Origin of the sequence: Methylocystis sp. WRRC1, from assembly GCF_020733155.1 — a bacterium.
Lineage (GTDB): Bacteria > Pseudomonadota > Alphaproteobacteria > Rhizobiales > Beijerinckiaceae > Methylocystis.
The window spans coordinates 1,397,986-1,419,368 of sequence record NZ_JAJFZJ010000001.1 but is presented as its reverse complement, the minus strand read 5'-3'; the positions used below and the strand labels follow the sequence as shown (position 1 = coordinate 1,419,368).

Genomic DNA, 21,383 nt, shown 5'->3' with positions numbered 1-21,383 from the left:
GCCGATCAAGCCCGCAATGCGATAAATTATGCCTTCTGCGTCTCAGCGAACACTTCGTAGGCGACGCTCAGAACGACGGTCGCCGGCACCGCGAGCACGACGCCCATGGCGCCGAAAAGCGCGCCGAACGCCAGCATGCAAAACAGCAGCACCACAGCCGGCACGCTCAAGGAACGGCTCTGAAGAAACGGCGTAATCAGATAGCCCTCGACGAAACTGGCTGCGCCGATCGAGAGAGCCGCGAGGGCGGCGCTATCGACGCCATGCGGCAAGGCCACGAGCGCTCCAACCACGAGGGCGATTATCGAGCCAAAATAGGGGATAAAGGCGAGCGCGCCGCTGATCGTCGCAAGGGCGAGCGGCGCGGGCACGCCGAACGCCCATAACGCCACGCCGGCGAAGAACGCATTCATGACGATGACATAAAGTTGCAGAATCAGCCATTGGCGCAGGGACCCCCCGGACCGTTGGAGGAACCTTGAAACCTTTTCCCGATGTTGCGCTGGGGTCAAAGCCACGACGCGCTCGGCATGTCCTTTCGGATCGGCGGCAAGATACGCGGCGCCGATAATGGCGAACAGCGTCATTGCGAATGCATTGCCCAAGGAGCCGAGTGCGGCTCCGACATGCTGGGCGATGGGGGCTGCCGCCTTGGAGTAATCGACGTCCAGGACAAACTTTTCGACGAATCGGCCCCAGGGATGCTCTTCAACATGTCGTTGGATAAGCTCGATCGCCGCAGGCACGTCGAGCGCCACTTCGTCATATTGCCGGACAAGCTGACCGCCGAACGCCATCAGCGTCACAACGACTCCCACGACGAGCGCGAGTGCGACCGTGAGAATGGAAAGGCCAGTCGGAATTCCAAAGCGGGCGCCAAAGCTTTCCGCGGCGCCACGCCAAGCGACAGCTATGACAATCGTAGCGAAGACAATCGGCAGGAACTCCGAAAGCCTCCAGAATAGAAGGCTGAGCATGATAGCAGCCGCAGCAATCGACACTGTGGCGACCGCCCGCGCGACAAAGTCGGGCTGATCGAGACCTTTAGTTAAGAAATTCAGCTTCATAGCGCGCCTCGAGCTTTCCACGCGGAGTATTCTGGAAGCGCCTCCCACGGCGAAAAAGCGTTCTTATCGTGAGATGATGTCCTCTCAAAGACCCCGGCTCCTTCCGACAGCCAGCAATTCAATGTGGCACACACTTGACATTATGCGTGGACGTCGGTCAATCAACGCGTTTCAGCGCCAAGGCGCGAAGAACGGCATAGCCGATGGACGCTTTGTCAAAATGGCGTCCGTGATTGGCGTTTCCGTCTCGCTCTGGTCTCCTGACTGCGAGTGGCTGCAGGTTCTTTTCAACGGTTGCGACGTCGCCCATGCAAGGTGCGCGTCTCGATGTGATCAAATCCGAGTTCGCTTTTTTCGGTTTCGAAACCAACCTCGACCGCCCGGCGACGCCATCCGACTTTCACCAATTTATCGATCATCACTCCGCTCGGCGACCATGCTTTAAAGAAGGCAGGATCGCCGTTAGCGATTTTCCGACAAATCAGCAGTCAGAGAGTCCAGAAATTCTCCACAAGCACATCGTTATAATCGCCTCTGAACTGATGAGTTGGATGCCGCCTCCACCCCATCAGTTCACTGTTGTGAAACCTGATCTGGGGCCCGGATGAGGAGGACGTTATCACGAATTGGTCGCGCCCTGTAATTGTCAACTTATGCGTCGGCATGGCGCTCACGAGCTATGATTCGGCGGATTCTAAGCTGTAGATCGCGTGCCGCGAGGCTCGTGCGCGACATGGATGTTGGCCGTCAAGGGCCGCTGAAGTGCGATGCCAAATCGGCGTCCGAAATTAAATTCCCCTTTATGCACTTCATTACGAACGGACGGCATGGACCGACTCGAGTAACCACGAACGCTGCCGCGCAATGAGTCGCGGACTTTGAAGCGCCAGCATTGGTTACCGGTCCCGAATATCTCACAGTGGCGCCTGAGAAGGTCGAGCGGCGCCATTGTCATTATGTCGTTACCGAAGACGCTCGTCCATTCGCAGAACGCGAGATTGGTGGCGGTGAAGATCGACGTGCGCTCTTAAAGCAAGTTTGCGAGATGAGAAAGTCGTTCTCCCCCAGCCCGGGCGACTGGTCGATCCCGGTGTTGGCCGAGAAGGATGGATTCGAGACGAACCACATTAATCGGCCACTCGTTCCTGACAAGCGTCGCGCGATTCCGCCTCAAAGCGATTGACGAGATCGGTAGTTAGAACTCGCCGCGGAAACTCGGATAGTAGCTTGAGTGATGGAGTCGTCTAATCGCGGGTTTAGAGTCAAGCGATTATGCGGGGCGTCGAACTCGTATGCCGGGTGCAGGGTCGTCGTCGCGGTCGACATCGGTCGCCGCACGATGGGGCTTCGCGGGAAGAGCCTTCAAATGTGGATGACGCACTTCGCTGAGGCAGCGGTTCATCCCATCAAACGGAATGGCTCGGCCCACGTCCCTGCAGAGACGTTCTGGCGCGCTCGATGCGAACGCTATCTCTAAACGGTTACGCGGCTATCCCCGCCATTCGGTCGAAGAAGGTCCCCGTTTTGAGCATTGCGTGCATTATGTGTTCACGAGCGTGCTGCTGGATGCGAAGGTCTTGATCAGCATGGACGGCAAGGGCGCCCCTGGCGGGACAATGTCTTCGTCGAGCGGCTGTGGCGCAGCGTCAAATACGAGGAGGTCTATCTGCGGGCCTATGAGAGCCTGTCTGAGGCGCGCGCGTCGGTCCGTGGGTATCTGGCGTTCTATAACGAGCGGCGCCCGCATTCGAGCCTTGACGGGCGCACGCCCGACGAGGCCTAATTCGACAAACAGGAAACGGCGATGGCCGCATAAATGTCCCCTTCGATTTTGTCGCAGCTCTGGTCGGGCTACGCCCTCCCGACGCCGCGACAAAATCGAAACGCCCCGCGTTCAGCAAAACCCGGCAGAGATCCACTTAAAATCCGCGGGGAGCTGTCCAAACAACCGGTGCCAGCTCTTCTGTCCGGTTGCGAACGAAATTATTGAATGGAAACATCACTGTTTCCCAATGAGAAGCCGCGATGAAGGTTTGGCGATAGGCTTGCCAAGGGCGGGTAAGATCGGTCGTCCGCAAATTGATCCCGTATTCCTCACCATTTCCGAAGACATCTACCTCGATCCCACTCCATCCCCCGGCGTCTATTAGCCCGCCATCTGAGCGGAAGTCGAGGGAGACTTGAACGAAGCCGCCGTTGTTTTCGAGGCTGACGTTCCCTCGCAGCCGAATAGCATCTCTATAAGCGACAGTCTCACGGGTCATAGTCGCTTTGGAGACGCCGCCCATAACCATATCTGCGAACAGCTGCCAATTGGTTCCGATCGTCGCAATCGGCGGTTCACGGCTGAGATCATCTATGACGGGCAAAGCAGTCTGCTTGTCCTCGCTTCTCGCCGGACGATTGATGAAAATGCTGGCGAGCGCAGTAAGGAAGCTACGACCTGGCGTGCTCATAGACAACGACTTAGTTCGTTGGGCAGCAAAGGGAAGATCGCATGCATTTGAGTCGAGAAAGCATGAAGCGCCCTTCGCGAGAACATTCGGCCTGGTCCTTCGGCGCGTCTTACCGAGGATCGGCGCATGAACTTAAAGGCCGCCCAGAGCATCGCATCTGAACGGCCTTCAATCCTTTTGCCTAGAGAAGAAGATGGGCTCTACCGCCCCCTCCAGACCGAAGCAGATTGAGGTTTCCTTATTTCTTTATTCTGGACGCGAGAACGATAGGGAAGCCAATGATAAGGATCGCTGCTCCGGCCCAAAGAAGAAGATCGTGCATTTGCCTTTTCCTCGTTTTCTGCCGCATCACACCTGCGACAAAAGCTAGCGCCTTTTTCCTTTTCGCCAGCAACGGGGTTAGCCAAACAGCCACTGATTCTTGCCATTCTGGCGCTAGGCTAGTTTCGCTCGACGGGACTGTGCCCTGAGAAGGGCGCGACAAATACGTTATCGCCGCCGCCCCATCGCGTTGAACGCTCCCCATAAGCTCGATCTGCTTATTTTATCGGCCCAACTCGCGTGACGCTCTGCCCCTAGCTCTTGCGGCGAGGCACGAGGTGGAGAAATCTCGCGAGCTTGCGTTCGGTCAGGAATGCAAGACTGAAAAGTTGGACGATGTTTTCAGCTTCGATGAGCTCCAAGCCTATATTCGCGGGAACCAGTTCCTTGCGAGTGCCGAACATGGTGTCCCAGACAGAGAGCACAATGCCGTAATTGCTATCGTGCTCCTCCCGAAGCGTGGAATGATGCGCCCGGTGCAGGTGCGGCGTGATGATGACGTAAGAGAGGAGCCTTTCGCCCGGGAAGGTGAAATTCCCGTGGTGAAACAGCACGAAAAACATTCGAACGATTTCACAAACCACGACCATGCTGGCAGGGACGCCGAACAGAATGACGCAGAAGCATTTCACTAGAATTTCAAGGAACTGATCCAGCACATGGAAGCGCAGACCCGTCGTTACGTGGTAGCTCTTGTCGCTGTGGTGGATCTTGTGAAAGCGCCACAGAGACTCGAATTTGTGGCCGAGATAATGCCATACGTAGACCGCGAAATCGAAAAGAACGAAGCTCAAAATCCATTTGATCGGGCCGTCAGACATCCGTCCAAGCAGACCGTAGTCGGCGTAATTGGACGCGACGATCAGAAGACTCGAGAGAGAAAAGACGCTCATGATCAGATTGTTGACAAGGAAAGCGCCGGTGTTTGTCGAAAATGACTTTTTCAGTTCCTCTTTCGAAATTGGCATGTAAGGAAACTTTTTCTCTACGACGAGCAAAATTGCAAACAGCAATACCGCCGCGCCAAACAGAGGGCCTTCGATCCCAGAAGTCATAGCTCTCTCCCTACGCGCCAAAGCGAACCTCCAAAGGCTGGAAAGCTTCGCTGAATGCTGCGGCGCAGATTGTTGATGGTTGCCTTCCTCCGGTCCGTGCACCAAGCCGCCTAACGCAGCACACGGGCCGATTCCCTCTGACAAATGGCCAGAATTGACAGTTACAGCCGTTGATTGCACGACTATATGATCCGATAGACGGGATCAATCAAGAGCCAGGAGGGGTTTATGCTCGGCATCGGGGGAACAAAGCCTGTTGCCGGTCAGGCGGAGGAGCTCATCGCCTGTCCGACCTCAAGAGCCTATGAAATCATTGGTAAACAGTTCTTCGAAAACTATCGAAAATGGTGCCCCCAGGTCGTGGAGCTCGAGCAGCTTTCCCCTCCGCCGGTCTGCCTTGGCGCCAAGGGACGGCAGGTGACGCGAGACAGAGGCATAGACAGCGAGTCTACCTTCGAAGTCTCTAAGTTTGCGCCCAACGACATTTTCGAGATTTCCGGCACAAGCGAGCCCTTCCGTTCGACTTATGAATTCAAGGAAGAGAATGGCGCCACCCGTATTATCTTCACATTCGAGCTCAAAGAGATCGAGCTCGTTATGAGGCCCTTTCAGAAGCTCATACGAACTGCGTTGCAGGACGGCGCCATCCAAACAATCGAAAACATCAAGCAATTGCTTGAAGAGGCAGTCGCTGAGACCGAAAGAGTACCGGCTTGACGGTTCCTACAAGGAGAAAATCATGTTCGTAGTTCAAAAGGACAATGGCGTCATCCCGCATGTCCTGACCCAGATCCTCGACTCCTGCGTCAATGGTGTCACGCTCAGCGACCCCGATCTCGAGGATTCGCCGATTGTCTACGCAAATAAAGCCTTTGAGGATATGTGCGGCTATTCGCAGGAGGAAATAATCGGCATCAATTGCCGGTTCCTGCAAGGGAGCGACCGAGACCAGCCAGAATTGGAGCGCCTCCGTGCAGCAATCAAGAAAGGCGAAGCTGTCGAAGTCACCTTGCGCAACTACCGTAAGAACGGGGAGCTGTTCCATAATCGCCTTGTCGTCAAGCCGCTCTTCGACGATCGCGGGAACGTGGTCTATTTCCTCGGCGTGCAGTACGATATCACCGAGCAGGTCGAAGCTCAGCAAGAGATCAAAACTCTCAGTGAGAAACTCGCTTTTGCTGGCGTCTGAGACTCACGAATAGCGGTTGCTATATACATTGCGCCGCGATCGCGCGGCGCAATCGCCTTTACAAAATGAGTTAAAGGCCGCTGAACCAGTTGTAGCCCTGCTTTTCCCAGTAGCCGCCGGGGTTGTCATTCGTCACGAAAATTTCGGTGACGAATTTTGGATTCTTGAAGCCGAGTTTCGTTGGCATGCGGATTTTGATGGGGTAACCGTATTTCGTCTCGCCCGGCTTTCCGGGGAAATCCAGGACGAGGAGCGTTTGGGGATGCAGCGCGCTCGGCATATCGATGCTGGTCCAGTATTTGTCAGCGCATTGGAAACCTACATATTTCGCCGTGAGGTCCGCGCCTATCCGCTGCAGGAAGGTCTTGAACGGAACGCCGCCCCATTTGCCTACCGCGCTCCAGCCTTCCACGCAGACGTGGCGAGTGATCTGCGTTGCTTGTGGCAGTGAGCGAAGCTCCGAGACGGTCCACGGCCGTTTGTCGTCTATCAGACCCGACAGGGCGAGCTGATATTTTTCGCAATCGACGACTGGCGCCAGAGGTTCCTCATAATAGGCGTTGAAGGGAAAGGACGTCGTTACGTCCGTCTCCGCGTAAGTCTGCGCGAGGCTGTCCGGATTAAACAGAGCCGCCTGCACGCGATCATTCCAACGGGACATCGTCCAGAGAATACGGTCAACAGAGTCTTCATCCTTTAGCGTGCAACCCGAAAGGAGGGAGAGTGCGCCAATGGACAGGCCCTGCTTTAGGAAAAAGCGTCGCTCAATGCGCTCCAACTGAGGGCGAAATGAAGCTAGTGACGGACCACTTCGTTCTTTAGGAGTTTTCACCGACGCTCCAGCCTCTGCAACTGACCTTTGGTCAATCGTCCCGTAAACATGGATTTGATTGTCCCTTTGACCGCGAAAGCGACGCTGACATGGATGATGAGGAAGGCCACCAAAATCGTCATTCCGAAGAAATGGATATGCCGAGCCTGCTCGTATCCTCCTAAAAACGCCGCGAGGCCCCCGAATTGCACGGGCTTCCAGATCGCTAGCCCCGAAAAGAACAAAAGGATGACGTCCGAGATCACTATGACGTAGAGCACACGCTGCACGATGTTATATTCGCCTGTGCCGTGAAGCAACAGATGCTTCATTTCCAGCTTGATGTTCCGGTAGGCTGACATCGCGCCAATATTCAGGATTTTGCGAACGAAATGACCTGAAAACACCCCATATGCGAGGTACGCAAGTCCATTGATGACCAGAAGCCACATCACGGCAAAATGCCAGGCGAGGGCGCCCGCGAGCCACCCTCCGAGCGTTACGTCTGGTGGAAACCTGAAATCATAGAGAGGCGAGGCATTATAAATCCGCAGACCACTCATCAACATGGCGATCGCCGCAAAAGCATTGATCCAATGCGTGATGCGGACGAAGAGGGGGTGAATCACTCTGTCGCGGTTGGTCAACCGGCGTTTCTCAACCTTCTGAAGCAATGACCTTTCCTCCCCCCTTTTCATTAAATGATAGTCTGATGGCTGCGATAGAGCCCTGAGACAAAATGTCGATGAATTTCGCCAGAACGGAAAATAGGATTGTCTACATCAGGCAATGCGCTACGCTCAATCCAGTATGGTTGCTTCCAGTGGCGCCCACGTAGGAAAAATCGACCCGCCTAATTTACTGCAACGCACAAAGGTAACAATCAAGTAGGGCGGCGTCCTTAAAGCCGTCCAGCCATCGTTGTCAGCATGGGCGCGACGTGGCTATCAAACTGCTTTATGAATAGCGGCGGCAAAGTGTGTCACTGAACCGGCTTTGTGGACCGCTGTGACGGCGGCGCAAAAGTGTGCCGGTCCTGATAGGCGCGATCGATGTCATGGACTGGCATGGAGAGGCCAAAAGGATGTTCACATTGCAACACTATGCCCGGCTAAGACGCGCAGTGATGGTTGATGGGCTGATACCAAGCGGCGCGGGGCGTGACTCACTGCCTGTTCCCGAATCGGGAAATATCTGAATCTATGCGATGAACCGATGGAGGTTCGTCATGGCTTCGGCGGTGCGGTTGCGGGGCGATTTCGATGCAGATCGGCTTCGGGCGCTGGCCCGCGGCGCGAAAGACGGACCGCAGGCGCGGCGGCGGCTGGCGTTGGCGGCGATCTACGGGGGGACGCCGCGTAGCAAAGCCGTCAGGATCGGCGGCGCGACGCTGCAAATCGTGCGAGACTGGGTTTTGCGCTTCAACGCCCATGGGCCGAATGGCCTCCTCGACCGCAAGGCGCCGGGGCCGGCGTCGCTGATGCAGGACGCGCACCGGACCGCTCTGGCGCGCATCGTCGAAGAGGGGCCGATCGCTGCTGTCCATGGCGTCGTACGCTGGTGGATCGTCGATCTCTGCCAATGGTTGTTCGACGCGTTCCGGCTGTCTGTCTCCGAAACGACCATGAGCCGCGAACTGCGCAAAATGGGTTATCGCAAACTCTCGGCGCGTCCGCGCCATCACGCGCAACAGGACGGGGAGATCGAGGTGTTCAAAAAAATTTCCCCGCGCGGCTGGAGGAGATCGGCCGCGAAAAAGGCGTCGACGCCGACCGCATAGAAATCTGGTTCGCCGACGAAGCCCGCATCGGCCAGAAAAACAAGATTACGCGGCGCTGGGCGAAGCGCGGCTCGCGCCCCAGCACACCGAAAGATCAGCGCACGGCGTCGACCTATATTTTCGGCGCGATCGCGCCGAAGGAGGGCAAGGGCGCGGCGCTCGTCCTGCCCAAATGCGACACATATGCGATGAACCTGCACCCTGGCCGAAATCGCCAGACACGTCGCGCCCGGGAACCATGCCGTGCTGATGCTCGATCAGGCCGGATGGCAAATGACGAACAAGCTCGACGTTCCGCACAACGTCACGATCCTGCCGCTACCGGCCAGATGTCCAGAGTTGAACCCCCAGGAGAACATCTGTAAGTCCGTATGTCCGTTTCTGCGAAGGTGGTGGCTCACCCTAATCTGCGCATCCGAGGGTTGCTCGGGTAGGCCGAGCCGAGCCTCACGCAGGAGGGCGAGCCGCGGACCATTATACAGAAGTTTTTGTCGGCATCGACGTCGCCAAGACTCGGAACGCAGTCGCGATTGCCGAGGGCGAGCGCGGGGGCGAGGTGCGCTATCTCGGAGAAGTCGATTCATCCGAGGAGAGCATGCGCCGCCTCGTGAAGCGGATCGCCACAAAGCACAAGCACGTTCACTTTTGCTATGAAGCCGGGCCGACCGGCTACGGTCTGCATCGGGTCATCTCGGCCCTTGGCTATTCCTGCCTCGTCGTTGCGCCGTCATTGATTCCCAGAAAGCCTGGCGATCGGGTCAAGACAAACCGCCGCGACGCCATCGCCTTGGGCACGCTTTTGCGGGCTGGGGAACTGAACTGATGGGGTGGAGGGGGCATCCACCCCATCAGTTCACATCCGATCTGGCCGCGGGCATCGCCAATTTCAAGGCTGCGACCGTCGCCAACAAAAAGTCCGCGCTCGATTGGCAACTCACGGATTTTCTAAGTGTGGCGAGAGGATGCCGCCCGGCCCATCAGCCGCAAGCCGAAACAGCCTGCGCGCGAGAACCGCATCTGATCTTTTGCGATCAACCCGGCGAGATCAACGCTCCCAGCAATGGCTCTGAATGAAAGCTGAGGCCCCGTGTAATCCGGCGAAAAGCCGCCAACAGATACCGTGCCATGTAGGCAGCACAGGCCAAATCAATTGTGCACACGACTGTCGACATCGCGAGGCTCATCGACGCAAACCATTTCCAGACAAACCTCGACACCCCGATTCCAGCGCGCAAAGACCAGAGTCGCAAAAATGGGGGTGGGTAACAAGTGATTTACATTTGCGACCGACTCAAGCTTTGATATTCAGTTAAGTATCTTTAGCGCGTGCCGTGGAGGAGACGACCGTGCCTCGCAACAATTGTTCGCTTTACAGTCGTCTCCGATTCGTCGGCGCCAGGGCCGCCGGCCAACGTGGTGTGGAGGAGTCCTACCACTTGCTGCAAATATCCCTCGGGTTCACGCTGATCTACTCACATTGGTTCAGCCTTTCCAGGGTCTAGATTGGTCTCCTCTCCGAGATCGGATCGCGTGAGATTCTTGAGGAATGAAGACGATTAGGAAAGACGATGTCTGGCTCTTGGGAATTGTTGCGTTTTCCGATCGTCAACGACCGTCGCGGCAACCTTACCTTCATCGAAGGATCTAGGAATATCTCGTTTGGAATCAGCCGCGTATATTATCTCTACGACGTACCTGGCGGATCGTTTCGCGGTGGTCATGCCCATAAAGAGCTGGAGCAAGTCGTGATCGCGGTAAGTGGAAGTTTTGATGTTCATCTGAGTGACGGACGGCGTAGCGAGGTGGTATCGTTAAATAGATCCTACTACGGGCTCTATTTGAAAAATCTAGTGTGGAGAGAGCTGCGCAATTTTTCTTCGGGAGCCTGCTGTCTTGTCTTGGCGTCTCATAATTATGACGAGTCCGACTATATACGCGACTATGATACCTTCGTCCTCGAAGCTCACCGTGAGCGAGTCGGATGACGATACCCTTCTATGATCTGACGGATAGCCATCGCGAGATTCGCGAAGCGATTGATGCCGCCGTTGCTACTGTGGTGGATGGAGCCCACTTAATCCTCGGGCCTCAGCTCGAGGCCTTCGAAGCTGAATTCGCCGAGTTCTGTGAGGCTCGCTACTGTGTTGGCGTGTCGGACGGACTATCCGCATTGATGCTCGCTCTAAAGGCCCTTGACGTTGGCGTTGGCGACGAGGTGATCGTCCCCAATCACACCTTCATAGCGACGTGGCTAGCCGTCTCCTCCACGGGCGCCACGCCGGTTGGCGTAGAACCCGATCCCATTACGTTGAATATCGACCCCTCAAGGATAGAAGCAGCCATCACGTCGCGCACGCGCTGCATAATCCCCGTGCACCTTTACGGGCAACCGGCTGACATGGGGTCCATCAACGCGATCGCCGCACGTCATGGGCTGGCGGTGCTTGAAGACTCGGCCCAGGCCCACGGAGCGACTATTGCAGGCCGACCTGTGGGAGGATTGGGGACGATCGGAGCTTTCAGCTTTTACCCCACCAAGAATCTCGGAGCTTTGGGCGATGGTGGCGCGGTCGTAACGAACGACGAGCACCTAGCACGGCGGTTGCGGCTACTCCGCAACTATGGCTCCACGGTGAAATACCGGCATGAGATTTTGGGCGTCAACTCGCGTCTTGACGAGCTTCAGGCTGCTATCTTGCGTGTGAAGCTTCGGCGGTTGCCGGCCTGGAACCACCAGCGTCAACTCCTGGCGTCATATTACTCGCATCTCCTCGCGAATTCCCGGCATGTGAAGCGGCCTTCGGTAGCGCAGGGCGTGGAGAGCGTATGGCATCTATACGTCGTGCGCGTGCCCAAGGGCCGAGACCGGCTAATTGAACATTTGCGAATCAATGGCGTTCAGACCTTGGTGCATTATCCCTGCGCCCCGCACAGGCAAGCCGCATATGCTTCCCTGGCCCTGCCGGAAGGCGCATTCCCGCTCGCAGAGGCGCTGGCGGCAGAGGTCATGAGCCTGCCCTTCTGGCCGCAAATGCCTCATGCATTCGCGAAAACGGTGACGGAAGCCATCGCTACCTTCGACGAGTAGAGAATCTACGTCTCAAGCTAAGATTACGAAGAGAGAGTCCCGAGTGGAGCATCAAAACATTTTGCCTGACGACAGCAGTCGCACCGTTCGAGAGGACTCGTGTTGCCAAGGACTGCTACCGTTTTGGGCAGACGCGCAATGACCGAGCCAAGGAAACGCGATTACTTCGCGGGCGCTTTCGCAAAAATCGACCTCGCGAATGTGTCGGCTGAGGAATTGGCATTCTTCAAGAAAATGCTGGCGTTTGACGAGTTCTATTATTGCGATGCCTATATCGACGTCGCAAACGCAGGCATCGACCCCTTCGTCCACTTCATCAGGAATGGCATCTACGAAGGGAGGGTCCCTTGCGCGCTCGATTGCGATCGCAATCGCGACGGAGTTCTGTCTGTCATCGGTTTTGATGAAGCTGACTATGCAGCGATCTATCCCGATCTTAACAGCGTGACGAACAAGGTCGAACATTTCGTCCGGCGCGGAATCTCAGAAATGCGGGTTCCGTATAATTTGATGAAGAACATGGAAGATGAAGATTTCGCCCGGAGTCAGGCGACGTTCCTGGGCATCGAATGGAAGGACGGATTGGAACGGCAGGCCACGTTTCTGATTCCACAAGACAGTGAAAATATAGAACGCTACTGGCAAACATCGACCTTGCTAGCTTTGAAGCGTCGCTCTTTCCGAAACAATTTCTGGATTGTCTTGGCCGTTATGGCTCTGGGCTGCAACTGGCTACTCGTAGCGAAGACCGCTTACAACTTTTTCTTCAATTATTATTTCTCTCTGCCTCAGCTCGGAAATGCAAACGGCATGGTTATCGAGACAGGCCGTATCCAAAAGGTCGTCGATTATGCCTTGCGCAATGAGATTTGTCTGACGCCTTTGCCGGCTACGGAAAGAGTTCTGGCGCCAACTCCGATTTTTCTTAATCGAACTCCCGACCCTGGTCCTGATGAATGGTGCGATCTTCCAACAGTCCATTACCTGCAGCTCAATGACGTTGCAGTAATGGGAGAAACCTCGTTGATCCGTGTTGGCGTCCATGACTATCTTTATGATTATCTCGACGTGCCAGGTGAACGAACGGCAGAGATCAAATCGGCTGTCATATTGCACGAGGCTAACGGGAACTGTGCTATTCGTAGCTTCCCAACGATCGCGCGCGTAGACGAGGCATTTTCGCTCCTACACGATCACGGGCATAATTATTTCCATTGGTTGCTTGAAGTGCTGCCCCGTCTGTTACTTGCACGCGACCAAGGACTTGTTGGCGACCTCCCGCTTCTCGTGCATGACCGGATCGCTCAACCGATGAGGGAAATATTGGAATTGGCGGTTGGCAGACAGCCTGCTCTAATTAGAGTAGGGAGTGGTTGTAATGTCGAAGTCAGCAAGCTCCATTATGTGACCGACATCTGTCACAACGAGGTTCATACGCGCCACCACCCGGAACGACGCGACATTCTTATATCGCCCACGGCTGTTCAGCTTCTACGACGTCTGGCCGAGCCCCTGCTGCGACGCAACATAACGCAGTTTGAGCGAGTGTATATCGCGCGGCAAAATGTGGATTTTCGACGTCTCGTAAATCGCGAAGCTTTAGAGCTTCAGTTAAAAAAACAGGGCTTTATTTCTTTCGATCCGGGAGCAGCGAGCTTCGCACAACAAGTGCAGGCATTTTCGAACGCACGATACATCGTCAGTGAGGCAGGGGCGGCTTTGGCCAATCTTGTCTTCTGTCAGCCCGGCGCAACCGTCTGCGTTTTGGTGAACGGAAGTGAATACAGCAATTACTACTACCTAATGCAGTTCGGCCACCTGCTGGGCCTGAAGATGCGGCTAATCGAGTGCTTGCGGCTCGAGGGAACGCATGAGTTGGCCGTCCAAGATGACATGATTGCGCATCTTGGAGAGGTGCAGCAATGCATGGAGCAACTCGAAATGCAAGAAAATGTGAGTATGGCGACCGAGAGCGATATTGCGTTGTCGTGATGGGGAAGCGGCGTCGTAGTCTTCGTCGCAGTCCATCGAAAAAACCTCAAGCAGCGGCATTAGCCGAAATTCCGGGCCCCGACAATGAACCAGGAAATTAAGACGCATGGCGTAACCGAGCGTCATATCAATAACTCGGAACAAGACCGGATCATCGAGGAATTGACAAGAGACGGCTTTTCGCTGGTCCGCGGCTGCCTTCTGAAGGAGGAGGTCGACTATACGAGTCGGCGTCTCGACGAGATTTACGCAGAACAGGTTCGGGAGTTCGGCGAGGATAACATCGGATTGATCCACGATCGGCACATTGTCCGATCAATGCTCGCATTTGACGACTTCTTCCTGCACCGCATTGCTTGCAATGAATGTCTGCTGGAAATTGTCAAGCGGGTTATAGGCAATAACCTCAGCCTATCTTCGCAGGTAGGGATCCTCAATCCGCCATCAGGCGAGCTTTATCAGACGGCTTGGCATCGTGAGCTTCAATACCAGCATTTCACGATTTCCCGGCCCATTGCATTGCAGACACTCTTCGCTATCGAACCCTTTAACGAATTGACCGGCGGCACTTTTTTCCTCCCTGGCTCACATCTGCATGAGATGTTCCCGTCCGAAGAGTACGTTCACAAGCATGAAGTACAGATCAAATGCGACCCTGGTGACGCAGTAATTTTTGACGCTTTGGCCTATCATCGTGCAGGCGTCAACCGGTCAAATTCCATCCGGCGCGCGATCAATAACCTCTATACGGTTCCCCTCATCCAGCAACAAATCAATTTCTCCCGAATGATGGGCGGTCGGTTTGCCGACGACCCCTTCCTCTCAGGGTTGCTGGGATATCGATGGCAAACCGCTGATTCGGTAATCCAATGGCGCCGAGAGCATCTGCAACGCAAGCAATCGGTTTAGCTGCCCATAGGAAAAGGATTCAGCATCTCGGCTTACGCCGGCGAACACGGGAGCGACTTCACTGGATGTCGTTTTGGGAGAGTTAAGTAAGATGACCTCAGATCCCACCAAGTTAGATGGTAACACGGAAACCGCTCGCTTTGCAGGGTTGCGATTTGAGGACTTCCGGCGCATGGCGGAAGATTCGTCTCTCAACATCTATGAAAAAATTGGATTTCCGAAGGAGTTTCGCGAGGGACACGAGGAAAGGATCTTTTCGGATATCCTGACGAAGGTAGAAACTCTGACCAAGTGCCATAAACGTGTGCTGGATGTGGGCTCGGGATGTAGCGAACTACCGCGACTCATTATCCGGCATTGCGTGGAACGCGAGCATGAACTTGTTCTGCTCGACGCCCGGGAGATGCTCGACATGCTCCCTGACGAAAGATGCGCCACCAAGATCGCGGGCCGCTTTCCCGATGATTGCTACGAATTAACGTCCCACGTCAAGGATGGATTCGACGCTATCATTGTCTATAGTGTGCTCCAGCATGTGTTTCTAGAAGCCAATCCATTCGTCTTCGTGGATTCATTGATGGCGCTGCTACGACCGAACGGTGGCTTGCTTCTTGGTGATATTCCCAACGTGTCGAAACGGCACCGCTTCCTCTCAAGCGATGCCGGCGTCGCCTATCACAGAGCATACCTGCGCACCAACGGCTTGCCTGAGGTGAAAATAGATCAGATCGAGCATGGACGGATCACGGACGCTGTCATTCTGGGCTTGGTGGAGCGGGCCCGCACAGCAGGCTTCGACGCGTTTGTCTTGCCTCAACCCGCCGAGCTTCCAATGGCGAACCGTCGGGAAGACATCTTGATCAGGAGGCCGTAATGAATGACGCTGGAAAACGTCGTTTAGTCATTGTTGGCGACAGCGCGTTCGCGGAAATCGCTTATGAATATTTCAAGTATGATTCGGTTTATGAGCCGGTCGCCTTCGCAGTGGAAAAGGCGTTCCTACGTCGTGAACGACTGCTCGATTTGCCGGTCGTTGCTCTCGAACAATTGACGGATCTCTACGCTCCTGCAGCGCATCATGTCTTTGTGGCGATCACCTACGGCCAGCTCAACCGCCTGCGACGACGGCTGCTGGATGAAGTCAAAAGCCGGGGTTACTCAGCGGCGAGCTATATAAGCAGCAAGGCCTTCGTTTGGCGCAATGTCGAACTTGGAGAGCATTGTTTCATCATGGAGGACAATGTTGTCCAGCCTTTCGTCAAAGTCGGAAGCAACGTCATCATGTGGTCAGGCAACCACATTGGGCATCACTCGACGATTGGAGAAAATGTTTTCCTGTCTTCGCATGTTGTTGTTTCAGGTTTTTGTAAAATCGGGCGCAACACGTTCCTCGGCGTCAATACTACGTTAGCCAATAACGTAACTGTGGGCGACGATAACTGGACCGGTCCGGGCGTCACGCTTATGAACGACACCGAGCCCGCGGCACTCTACCCGGCCAAGAGCGAAGAACCGTCGAAGGTTTCGGCCCTACGGTTTTTCAAGGTGCGAGTAGGAACATGAAGTGGCGGAAACTGGGCCGGATCTTCGCCCCCGATGGAAGCCGGCGCTGGGCAAGATCCTATGCCATTATTCCGACAGCGGAGCTGGTCGATGACGACCGACTACGTGTTTACTACGCTTCGATCGATGACGAGCGTAACGGCCGCATCGGCGTCCTCGAACTGGACGCGCGGAACCCGACCCGCATTCTACACGACCGGCCCGATCCTGTTCTGGATATTGGCGAGTTGGGCTGTTTCGACGACAGTGGCGTCAATCCATCCGCGCTCGTGCAGAGCGAGGTCGGCGCGGTTATGTATTACATCGGCTGGCAGAGATGCGAGCGCGTGCCCTACATGTTGTTCGCCGGAGTGGCCCGGCGGGGCGAGGACGGCGTCTTTCAGCGGCTACGACGAACTCCGATCCTGGATCGCACCGAGACGGAGCCTTTCGTTCGCTCGGCTACCACGATTTTACGCGAACCCGATGGCAGTTACCGCTGCTGGTACGTCTCCGCGCACCGTTGGGGGTATGTCGGAGAGAAGCAATACCCAGAATATATAATACGTACGACCCGCTCAGACGACGGGCTCAACTGGTCGCGCGATAGCGTGATCGCTATCAATTTCTCCAATCCTTCGGAGTTCGGATTCGGGCGTCCCTGGGTCATCAAAGACGGAAGCCTATACAAGATGTGGTATTCAATCCGATCCCGAACCGAACCATATCGTCTGGGATATGCGGAAAGTGAGGATGGCGTGAGCTGGGCACGCCAGGATCATCGCATGCAGTTGATGCGATCCGAGGATGGCTGGGATCAGGAAATGATTTGCTACCCCTGCGTAATTGATGCGTGTGGTGGCAGATATCTGTTCTACAATGGAAACTCACATGGAGCTACGGGATTTGGCGTTGCTGTGCTGGAGAAGGAGTGATCTGTTTGTCCTCACAGCTCGAAGTCCTACCGTTCCAGTCCTCGCAAGCTCCTCTATGGAATGAATTCGTAGCCCAAAGCCGTAACGGGACCTTCCTGTTTAACCGCGGCTATATGGATTACCATTCAGATCGCTTCCAGGATTGCTCCTTATTGGTGCAGCGCGAGGGGCAGGTCGTCGCGCTGCTACCGGCAAATCGGCGCGATGAACAACTTATATCGCATGGCGGTTTAAGTTATGGCGGCCTCGTGACTGGCGCTTCCATGACGACGCCACTGATGTTGGATTGTTTCAACGCTTGCCTCGCTTGGATGAGCGATGCGGGGATTTCGAAATGGCATTACAAGACCGTACCCAGTATTTATCACAGCCATCCCGCCGAGGATGACAGATACGCCCTGTTCAGGGCTGGCGCGAGCCTTGTGCGGCGCGACGTGCTGAGCGTCTTGGATCCTGGCGATTACCCGCCGTTTCAGGAACGCCGCCGTCGCGGCGCTCGCAAGGCGACGAACTCCGGCTTGCGCGCAATTCATTCAGATAATTGGGCCGGTTTTTGGGAGGTGCTGAACGCCCGGTTGTCCGATCGATATGAGACTCGCGCTGTCCATAGCCTCTCGGAGATGTCATTGCTTGCCGCCAGATTTCCCGAACAGATAAGACTCTACTGCGTGGCGGGGCCTTCCGGGGACGTGCTTGCCGGAACGGTCATCTATGACACGGGAAGGGTTGCACACGCCCAATACATCGCTGGATGCGACGAAGGCCTGAAGGCCGGAGCCCTGGATTTATTGTTTTCCGACTTGATCAGCAGATATTGCGCGAAACGTCGCTGGTTCGACTTTGGCGTTTCGAACGAGCGGCAGGGTCGCTATCTCAATGTCGGCTTGATCGAGTTCAAGGAGGGATTCGGCGCTCGCGCCGTTTGCCATGACTACTACGAATTGTCAGTTGAGGCTGCCCGCGGCTTTCTTCAAAACTGGAGATCACAATGAAAAGAATATTTATTGGCGGTCTCGGCCGATCAGGCACGACGATTGCTCTCAACATATTTTACCATCATCCGGACTGCTTCGCGGTTCCTATTGAAACCAAGTTCCTGGTTGAAGAGGATGGGTTCGCGGATCTGGTCGACGCCATGACCATCCGCTTCTCACCGCCCGCATCAATGACGGCTTATACGCGATTTACGCGTCAGATGAGAGCGGAAGTGACCGGCGAGGTCCCGAGCAAATACGGGGATCTCCACCAATATTCACATCATATCTTCCCCTCATATAACGATGCATTGGACCGCTTCGTGGGCGTGGTATTAAGAAAGAGGTACTTCCCCGAGCGCGAGCCGCTGATTTCGGCGGTGCGGGCTTTTGTCCAAGAAACGTTCGACTATACCGCCGCAATATCCAATAAAAATTGCTGGGTTGAAAAGACCCCCGCCAACATTTGGCGATTTGACTTCCTCCGGGAGCTTTTTCCTGACTGCTATTTCATTCATATGATAAGAAATCCACTCGACGTTTACCATTCGTTGCGGGAGAAGGGTTGGCTTTCCAGTAACCTGGTCGCCTCGCTGGTTGAGTTCGAGGGTCGATGCGCGGCCTTGGCCAAACGGCGCCGGCGGCTTTTGGCTGATCCGCGGTTCATCGAAATCAAGCTTGAGGATTTGGTCGACAACCCAACACAAACAATGCAGAAAATCTTTCACAGATGCGATTTGCCCCTGATGGACGGTGACGGGATGGAATCCGTGATCAACGTGATGAACCGCTATTATGCTGAGAAAGAGAACAAAATCAGCCGGGATCTAAGCGAACAAGAGTGGGATATCGTTGTTGAGCTTCTCCAGCCCTGGGCGGTGGAGTTCGGATGGCAGGGCATACGCTAGTGGTTTTAGGAACTCAATGCAATCGCGATGAGGCGTGAGACATGGAATCGATAAGCGGCCAGATCGAGAAGATCAAAAAAATTGTTGGATTGGGGCATCTCAATTCGGCGTTGAACGAGCTCTCTGCCGTATTTCTGACGCTCCAGAATTCGCCGTCCTTGCTCGGGAGAAGCCTCAATATTCCTGCGTTCGACCATCTTTGTCAGGATATTGGCGAGGCTTCCTGCTACGCTTTATTCGGCGCCTCATGTAAACCCGTCCCGGAGCCCCATGACGTTATCCTGATCACCAATTTGAACTGCCATGGGGGCCACGGTGAAATCGTTAAAGACATTGCAGCGCTTAATGACCTGCCGGTGCTGGTTGTTGCAACCAACCTCCATGAATTGAAGATTCCAATCCTAGGGGACTATCTGACGGATCCCAACATCCTCGGAATAGAAATCGCCGAAGGCAAGACCGCGTTGGACCGCCTGCGAGACATCCAGCAACGGCTTGTTCGACCGTCGGTTCGACGCATTTTCATGCTTCATCACGGCCATGATGCGATCGCCAACGCTGCCGCCACTCGCGATCTGAGCGCGCCGGTCTACTTCCTGCATCACTGTGACCACACTCCTGCGCTGGGCTGTCACCTAGAAAATGTCGTGCATGTCGATCTGCACAACCTCTCCTACCACCGTTGCCGCCATGATGACGGCATTGCAAGCAATCGTTATCTCTGCCTGACCGCTAGGGGCGGCAAAGTCCGGGCGCCGGCGCGGTTCGCCTCGCCTTTTTTTAAGACCGCCTCGTGCGGGGGCGAGCATAAGATTCACAGCCCCAGCTATCCGATTGGCTACGCGGATCTGGTAGTTGAAATTTTGCGGATTGGCCAAGGTCGCCACCACCATATCGGACCATTGTCGAAAGGACTTATCGCCACCGTGCAAAGGAAGCTGGCCGACGCTAATATCGATCCCGCCCACTTCATCCATGTCGGGTCGGCTCCCCAGCTTGCAGACATTTTGCATTGTTTGGAGATAGACTTGTATTTCCCGACCATGCCGCAGGGTGGAGGCAAGGGCATAATCGAGGCGATGTCGGCGGGGGTGCCCGTCCTGATCCACGAGAACGGCGCCGATCGTTTGTGGAGTGGTCGCGACCTAGCCTATCCGGAGGCGCTGTCGTGGCGAACCTTGAAAGACCTCAATAGTTTGATTGGCGGTTTCGACGAAGTCTCTTGGAAATATCAATCCGAAGCAGCCCGTCGCTACTTTTCCCTTTATCATGCGCCAGCCAAATTTGCGGAGATGTTAATTCTCGCGAAAGATGAACCAATTTTACCCCCGCTGAAACCCTACCGACCGGATCCAGATATCCGCCTTCAATATGCTCTTTCTAAAGTGCAGTGAGAGTCCCCCAGGCTTTGCGGGGGCGCCAGTAGGAGGTTGACGTTTACTGGAGTCCACCGACGAAATTTCCGGTCGTGAACCGCCATGGAAACGATAAGGAAACTCCGCGATGGACGTGTATGAGTATCCCTCCGGCGGCGGCCGCCTGGCGGTGAGCTCGGATTTCGGGCTAGCTGGGTGACGGCTGGCGCGATGATCGTGTCCACTACTATTACAAGCGGACACTATCGCCGATGTCGCGCAACGATGACGATCCGCCGGCTCTCCGTCGCAAGCGCCGATCATGGGCTCTCGATGAGAAGCGCCGGATCGTCGGCGAGAGCCTCGAGGACGGCGCTTCGATCGCCGAGGTCGCACGACGCTACGACCTCAACGCCAACCAGCTCTTCACCTGGCGCCGGCAGTTCGGCCTCGATCTGGCTGCGCCGCAGGGACGCGCGCCGATCCTGCCGGTGACGATCACGCCGGACGCGACGGCGGAGTATTCCGCTCCAGGGTCGACCGGCCAGATGGAGATCGTGCTCGCCGACGGTGATCGGATCATTGTGTGGGCCGATGTCGAGACAGCCGCGCTGTCGCGGGTCGTGAAGGCGCTGCGCCGATGATCCCGTTGCCGGCGGGCTGCCGGGTCTGGATCGCGACCGGCCATACCGACATGCGGCGGGGCATGCGGGGCCTGGCGCTTCAGGTGCAGGAGCAGTTGAAGCGCGACCCTCACGCGGGCGACCTTTACATTTTCCGGGGTCGCCGCGGCGATCTCGCGAAAATCCTCTGGCACGACGGGATCGGGCTGTCGCTTTACGCCAAGCGGCTCGACCGCGGAAAGTTCATCTGGCCCTCGGCGAGCGCGGGCGCGGTGTCGATCTCGGCCGGGCAGATGGCCTATATGCTGGAAGGGATCGACTGGCGAAACCCGCAACTCACCTTCAGGCCGCAAAGCGCGGGGTGAGACGCAAAAAAGC

Annotated in this window: 21 protein-coding genes and 2 pseudogenes; 17 read left to right on the top strand and 6 right to left on the bottom strand. The window is 55.7% G+C overall.

Annotation, left to right across the window (positions count from 1 at the left end; all coding sequences use genetic code 11):
- Positions 1-26: 26 nt before the first annotated feature.
- Together LG047_RS06905 and LG047_RS19710 are read right to left on the bottom strand one after the other, a co-directional pair.
- Complete coding sequence (locus LG047_RS06905; RefSeq protein WP_227966062.1) at positions 27-1,067, bottom strand: AI-2E family transporter; 1,041 nt, start codon at positions 1,065-1,067, stop codon at positions 27-29.
- Between the two features lie 694 nt (positions 1,068-1,761).
- Entirely contained in the window at positions 1,762-2,082 is a 321-nt protein-coding gene (locus LG047_RS19710) for an ATP-binding protein (protein ID WP_227968443.1), read from the bottom strand.
- Between the two features lie 532 nt (positions 2,083-2,614).
- Here LG047_RS19710 and LG047_RS06895 point away from each other — a divergent pair.
- A pseudogene (locus LG047_RS06895) lies at positions 2,615-2,850 on the top strand (integrase core domain-containing protein); the annotation flags it as partial.
- Positions 2,851-2,986: 136 nt separating this feature from the next.
- Here LG047_RS06895 and LG047_RS06890 read toward each other — a convergent pair.
- Both LG047_RS06890 and LG047_RS06885 read right to left on the bottom strand, forming a co-directional pair.
- Positions 2,987-3,523, bottom strand: coding sequence for a CIA30 family protein (locus LG047_RS06890; RefSeq protein WP_227966061.1), 537 nt, complete (start codon positions 3,521-3,523; stop codon positions 2,987-2,989).
- Between the two features lie 575 nt (positions 3,524-4,098).
- Positions 4,099-4,899: a sterol desaturase family protein gene (locus LG047_RS06885; RefSeq protein WP_227966060.1), complete on the bottom strand. Its 801-nt coding sequence runs from the start codon at positions 4,897-4,899 to the stop codon at positions 4,099-4,101.
- 228 nt (positions 4,900-5,127) lie between these two features.
- Between LG047_RS06885 and LG047_RS06880 the strand changes: the two genes are divergently transcribed.
- Both LG047_RS06880 and LG047_RS06875 read left to right on the top strand, forming a co-directional pair.
- On the top strand, positions 5,128-5,616 hold the full coding sequence (locus tag LG047_RS06880) for an SRPBCC family protein (RefSeq protein WP_227966059.1): 489 nt from the start codon (positions 5,128-5,130) through the stop codon (positions 5,614-5,616).
- Positions 5,617-5,638: 22 nt separating this feature from the next.
- On the top strand, positions 5,639-6,088 hold the full coding sequence (locus LG047_RS06875; RefSeq protein ID WP_227966058.1) for a PAS domain-containing protein: 450 nt from the start codon (positions 5,639-5,641) through the stop codon (positions 6,086-6,088).
- A gap of 70 nt (positions 6,089-6,158) precedes the next feature.
- On the opposite strand, the gene LG047_RS06870 is transcribed toward LG047_RS06875, so the two are convergent.
- Both LG047_RS06870 and LG047_RS06865 read right to left on the bottom strand, forming a co-directional pair.
- Positions 6,159-6,920: a molybdopterin-dependent oxidoreductase gene (locus LG047_RS06870; RefSeq protein WP_227966057.1), complete on the bottom strand. Its 762-nt coding sequence runs from the start codon at positions 6,918-6,920 to the stop codon at positions 6,159-6,161.
- Positions 6,917-7,573, bottom strand: a complete 657-nt coding sequence (locus LG047_RS06865; protein WP_227966056.1) for a cytochrome b/b6 domain-containing protein — start codon at positions 7,571-7,573, stop codon at positions 6,917-6,919. The genes LG047_RS06870 and LG047_RS06865 overlap by 4 nt, the downstream gene beginning before the upstream one ends.
- A gap of 554 nt (positions 7,574-8,127) precedes the next feature.
- Between LG047_RS06865 and LG047_RS06860 the strand changes: the two genes are divergently transcribed.
- The 14 genes and pseudogenes from LG047_RS06860 (at position 8,128) to tnpB (ending at position 21,370) form a co-directional block, all read left to right on the top strand.
- Positions 8,128-8,679, top strand: coding sequence for a winged helix-turn-helix domain-containing protein (locus LG047_RS06860; protein WP_227966055.1), 552 nt, complete (start codon positions 8,128-8,130; stop codon positions 8,677-8,679).
- A gap of 496 nt (positions 8,680-9,175) precedes the next feature.
- A pseudogene (locus LG047_RS06855) lies at positions 9,176-9,496 on the top strand (IS110 family transposase); the annotation flags it as partial.
- Positions 9,497-10,247: 751 nt separating this feature from the next.
- Positions 10,248-10,664, top strand: coding sequence for an FdtA/QdtA family cupin domain-containing protein (locus LG047_RS06850; RefSeq protein ID WP_227966054.1), 417 nt, complete (start codon positions 10,248-10,250; stop codon positions 10,662-10,664).
- Positions 10,661-11,767 carry a DegT/DnrJ/EryC1/StrS aminotransferase family protein gene (locus LG047_RS06845; RefSeq protein WP_255679545.1) on the top strand — a complete coding sequence of 369 codons (1,107 nt, stop codon included), beginning with the start codon at positions 10,661-10,663 and terminating at the stop codon, positions 11,765-11,767. Before LG047_RS06850 ends, LG047_RS06845 begins: the two co-directional genes overlap by 4 nt.
- 138 nt (positions 11,768-11,905) lie before the next feature.
- Positions 11,906-13,759, top strand: coding sequence for a DUF563 domain-containing protein (locus LG047_RS06840; protein WP_227966053.1), 1,854 nt, complete (start codon positions 11,906-11,908; stop codon positions 13,757-13,759).
- Positions 13,760-13,843: 84 nt separating this feature from the next.
- On the top strand, positions 13,844-14,668 hold the full coding sequence (locus LG047_RS06835; RefSeq protein WP_227966052.1) for a phytanoyl-CoA dioxygenase family protein: 825 nt from the start codon (positions 13,844-13,846) through the stop codon (positions 14,666-14,668).
- 91 nt (positions 14,669-14,759) lie between these two features.
- Entirely contained in the window at positions 14,760-15,542 is a 783-nt protein-coding gene (locus LG047_RS06830) for a class I SAM-dependent methyltransferase (RefSeq protein WP_227966051.1), read from the top strand.
- Positions 15,542-16,231 carry an acetyltransferase gene (locus LG047_RS06825; RefSeq protein WP_227966050.1) on the top strand — a complete coding sequence of 230 codons (690 nt, stop codon included), beginning with the start codon at positions 15,542-15,544 and terminating at the stop codon, positions 16,229-16,231. The genes LG047_RS06830 and LG047_RS06825 overlap by 1 nt, the downstream gene beginning before the upstream one ends.
- A complete protein-coding gene (locus tag LG047_RS06820; RefSeq protein WP_227966049.1) occupies positions 16,228-17,145 on the top strand; it encodes a glucosyl hydrolase in 918 nt (305 codons plus the stop codon). Before LG047_RS06825 ends, LG047_RS06820 begins: the two co-directional genes overlap by 4 nt.
- 5 nt (positions 17,146-17,150) lie before the next feature.
- Positions 17,151-18,137, top strand: coding sequence for a GNAT family N-acetyltransferase (locus LG047_RS06815; protein WP_227966048.1), 987 nt, complete (start codon positions 17,151-17,153; stop codon positions 18,135-18,137).
- Positions 18,134-19,027, top strand: a complete 894-nt coding sequence (locus tag LG047_RS06810) for a sulfotransferase (protein ID WP_227966047.1) — start codon at positions 18,134-18,136, stop codon at positions 19,025-19,027. Before LG047_RS06815 ends, LG047_RS06810 begins: the two co-directional genes overlap by 4 nt.
- A gap of 41 nt (positions 19,028-19,068) precedes the next feature.
- Positions 19,069-20,421, top strand: a complete 1,353-nt coding sequence (locus tag LG047_RS06805) for a hypothetical protein (protein WP_227966046.1) — start codon at positions 19,069-19,071, stop codon at positions 20,419-20,421.
- A 233-nt stretch (positions 20,422-20,654) separates the two neighbouring features.
- On the top strand, positions 20,655-21,026 hold the full coding sequence (locus LG047_RS06800; RefSeq protein ID WP_227964452.1) for a transposase: 372 nt from the start codon (positions 20,655-20,657) through the stop codon (positions 21,024-21,026).
- A complete protein-coding gene (gene tnpB, locus LG047_RS06795) occupies positions 21,023-21,370 on the top strand; it encodes an IS66 family insertion sequence element accessory protein TnpB (RefSeq protein ID WP_227964450.1) in 348 nt (115 codons plus the stop codon). Before LG047_RS06800 ends, tnpB begins: the two co-directional genes overlap by 4 nt.
- Positions 21,371-21,383 lie beyond the last annotated feature (13 nt).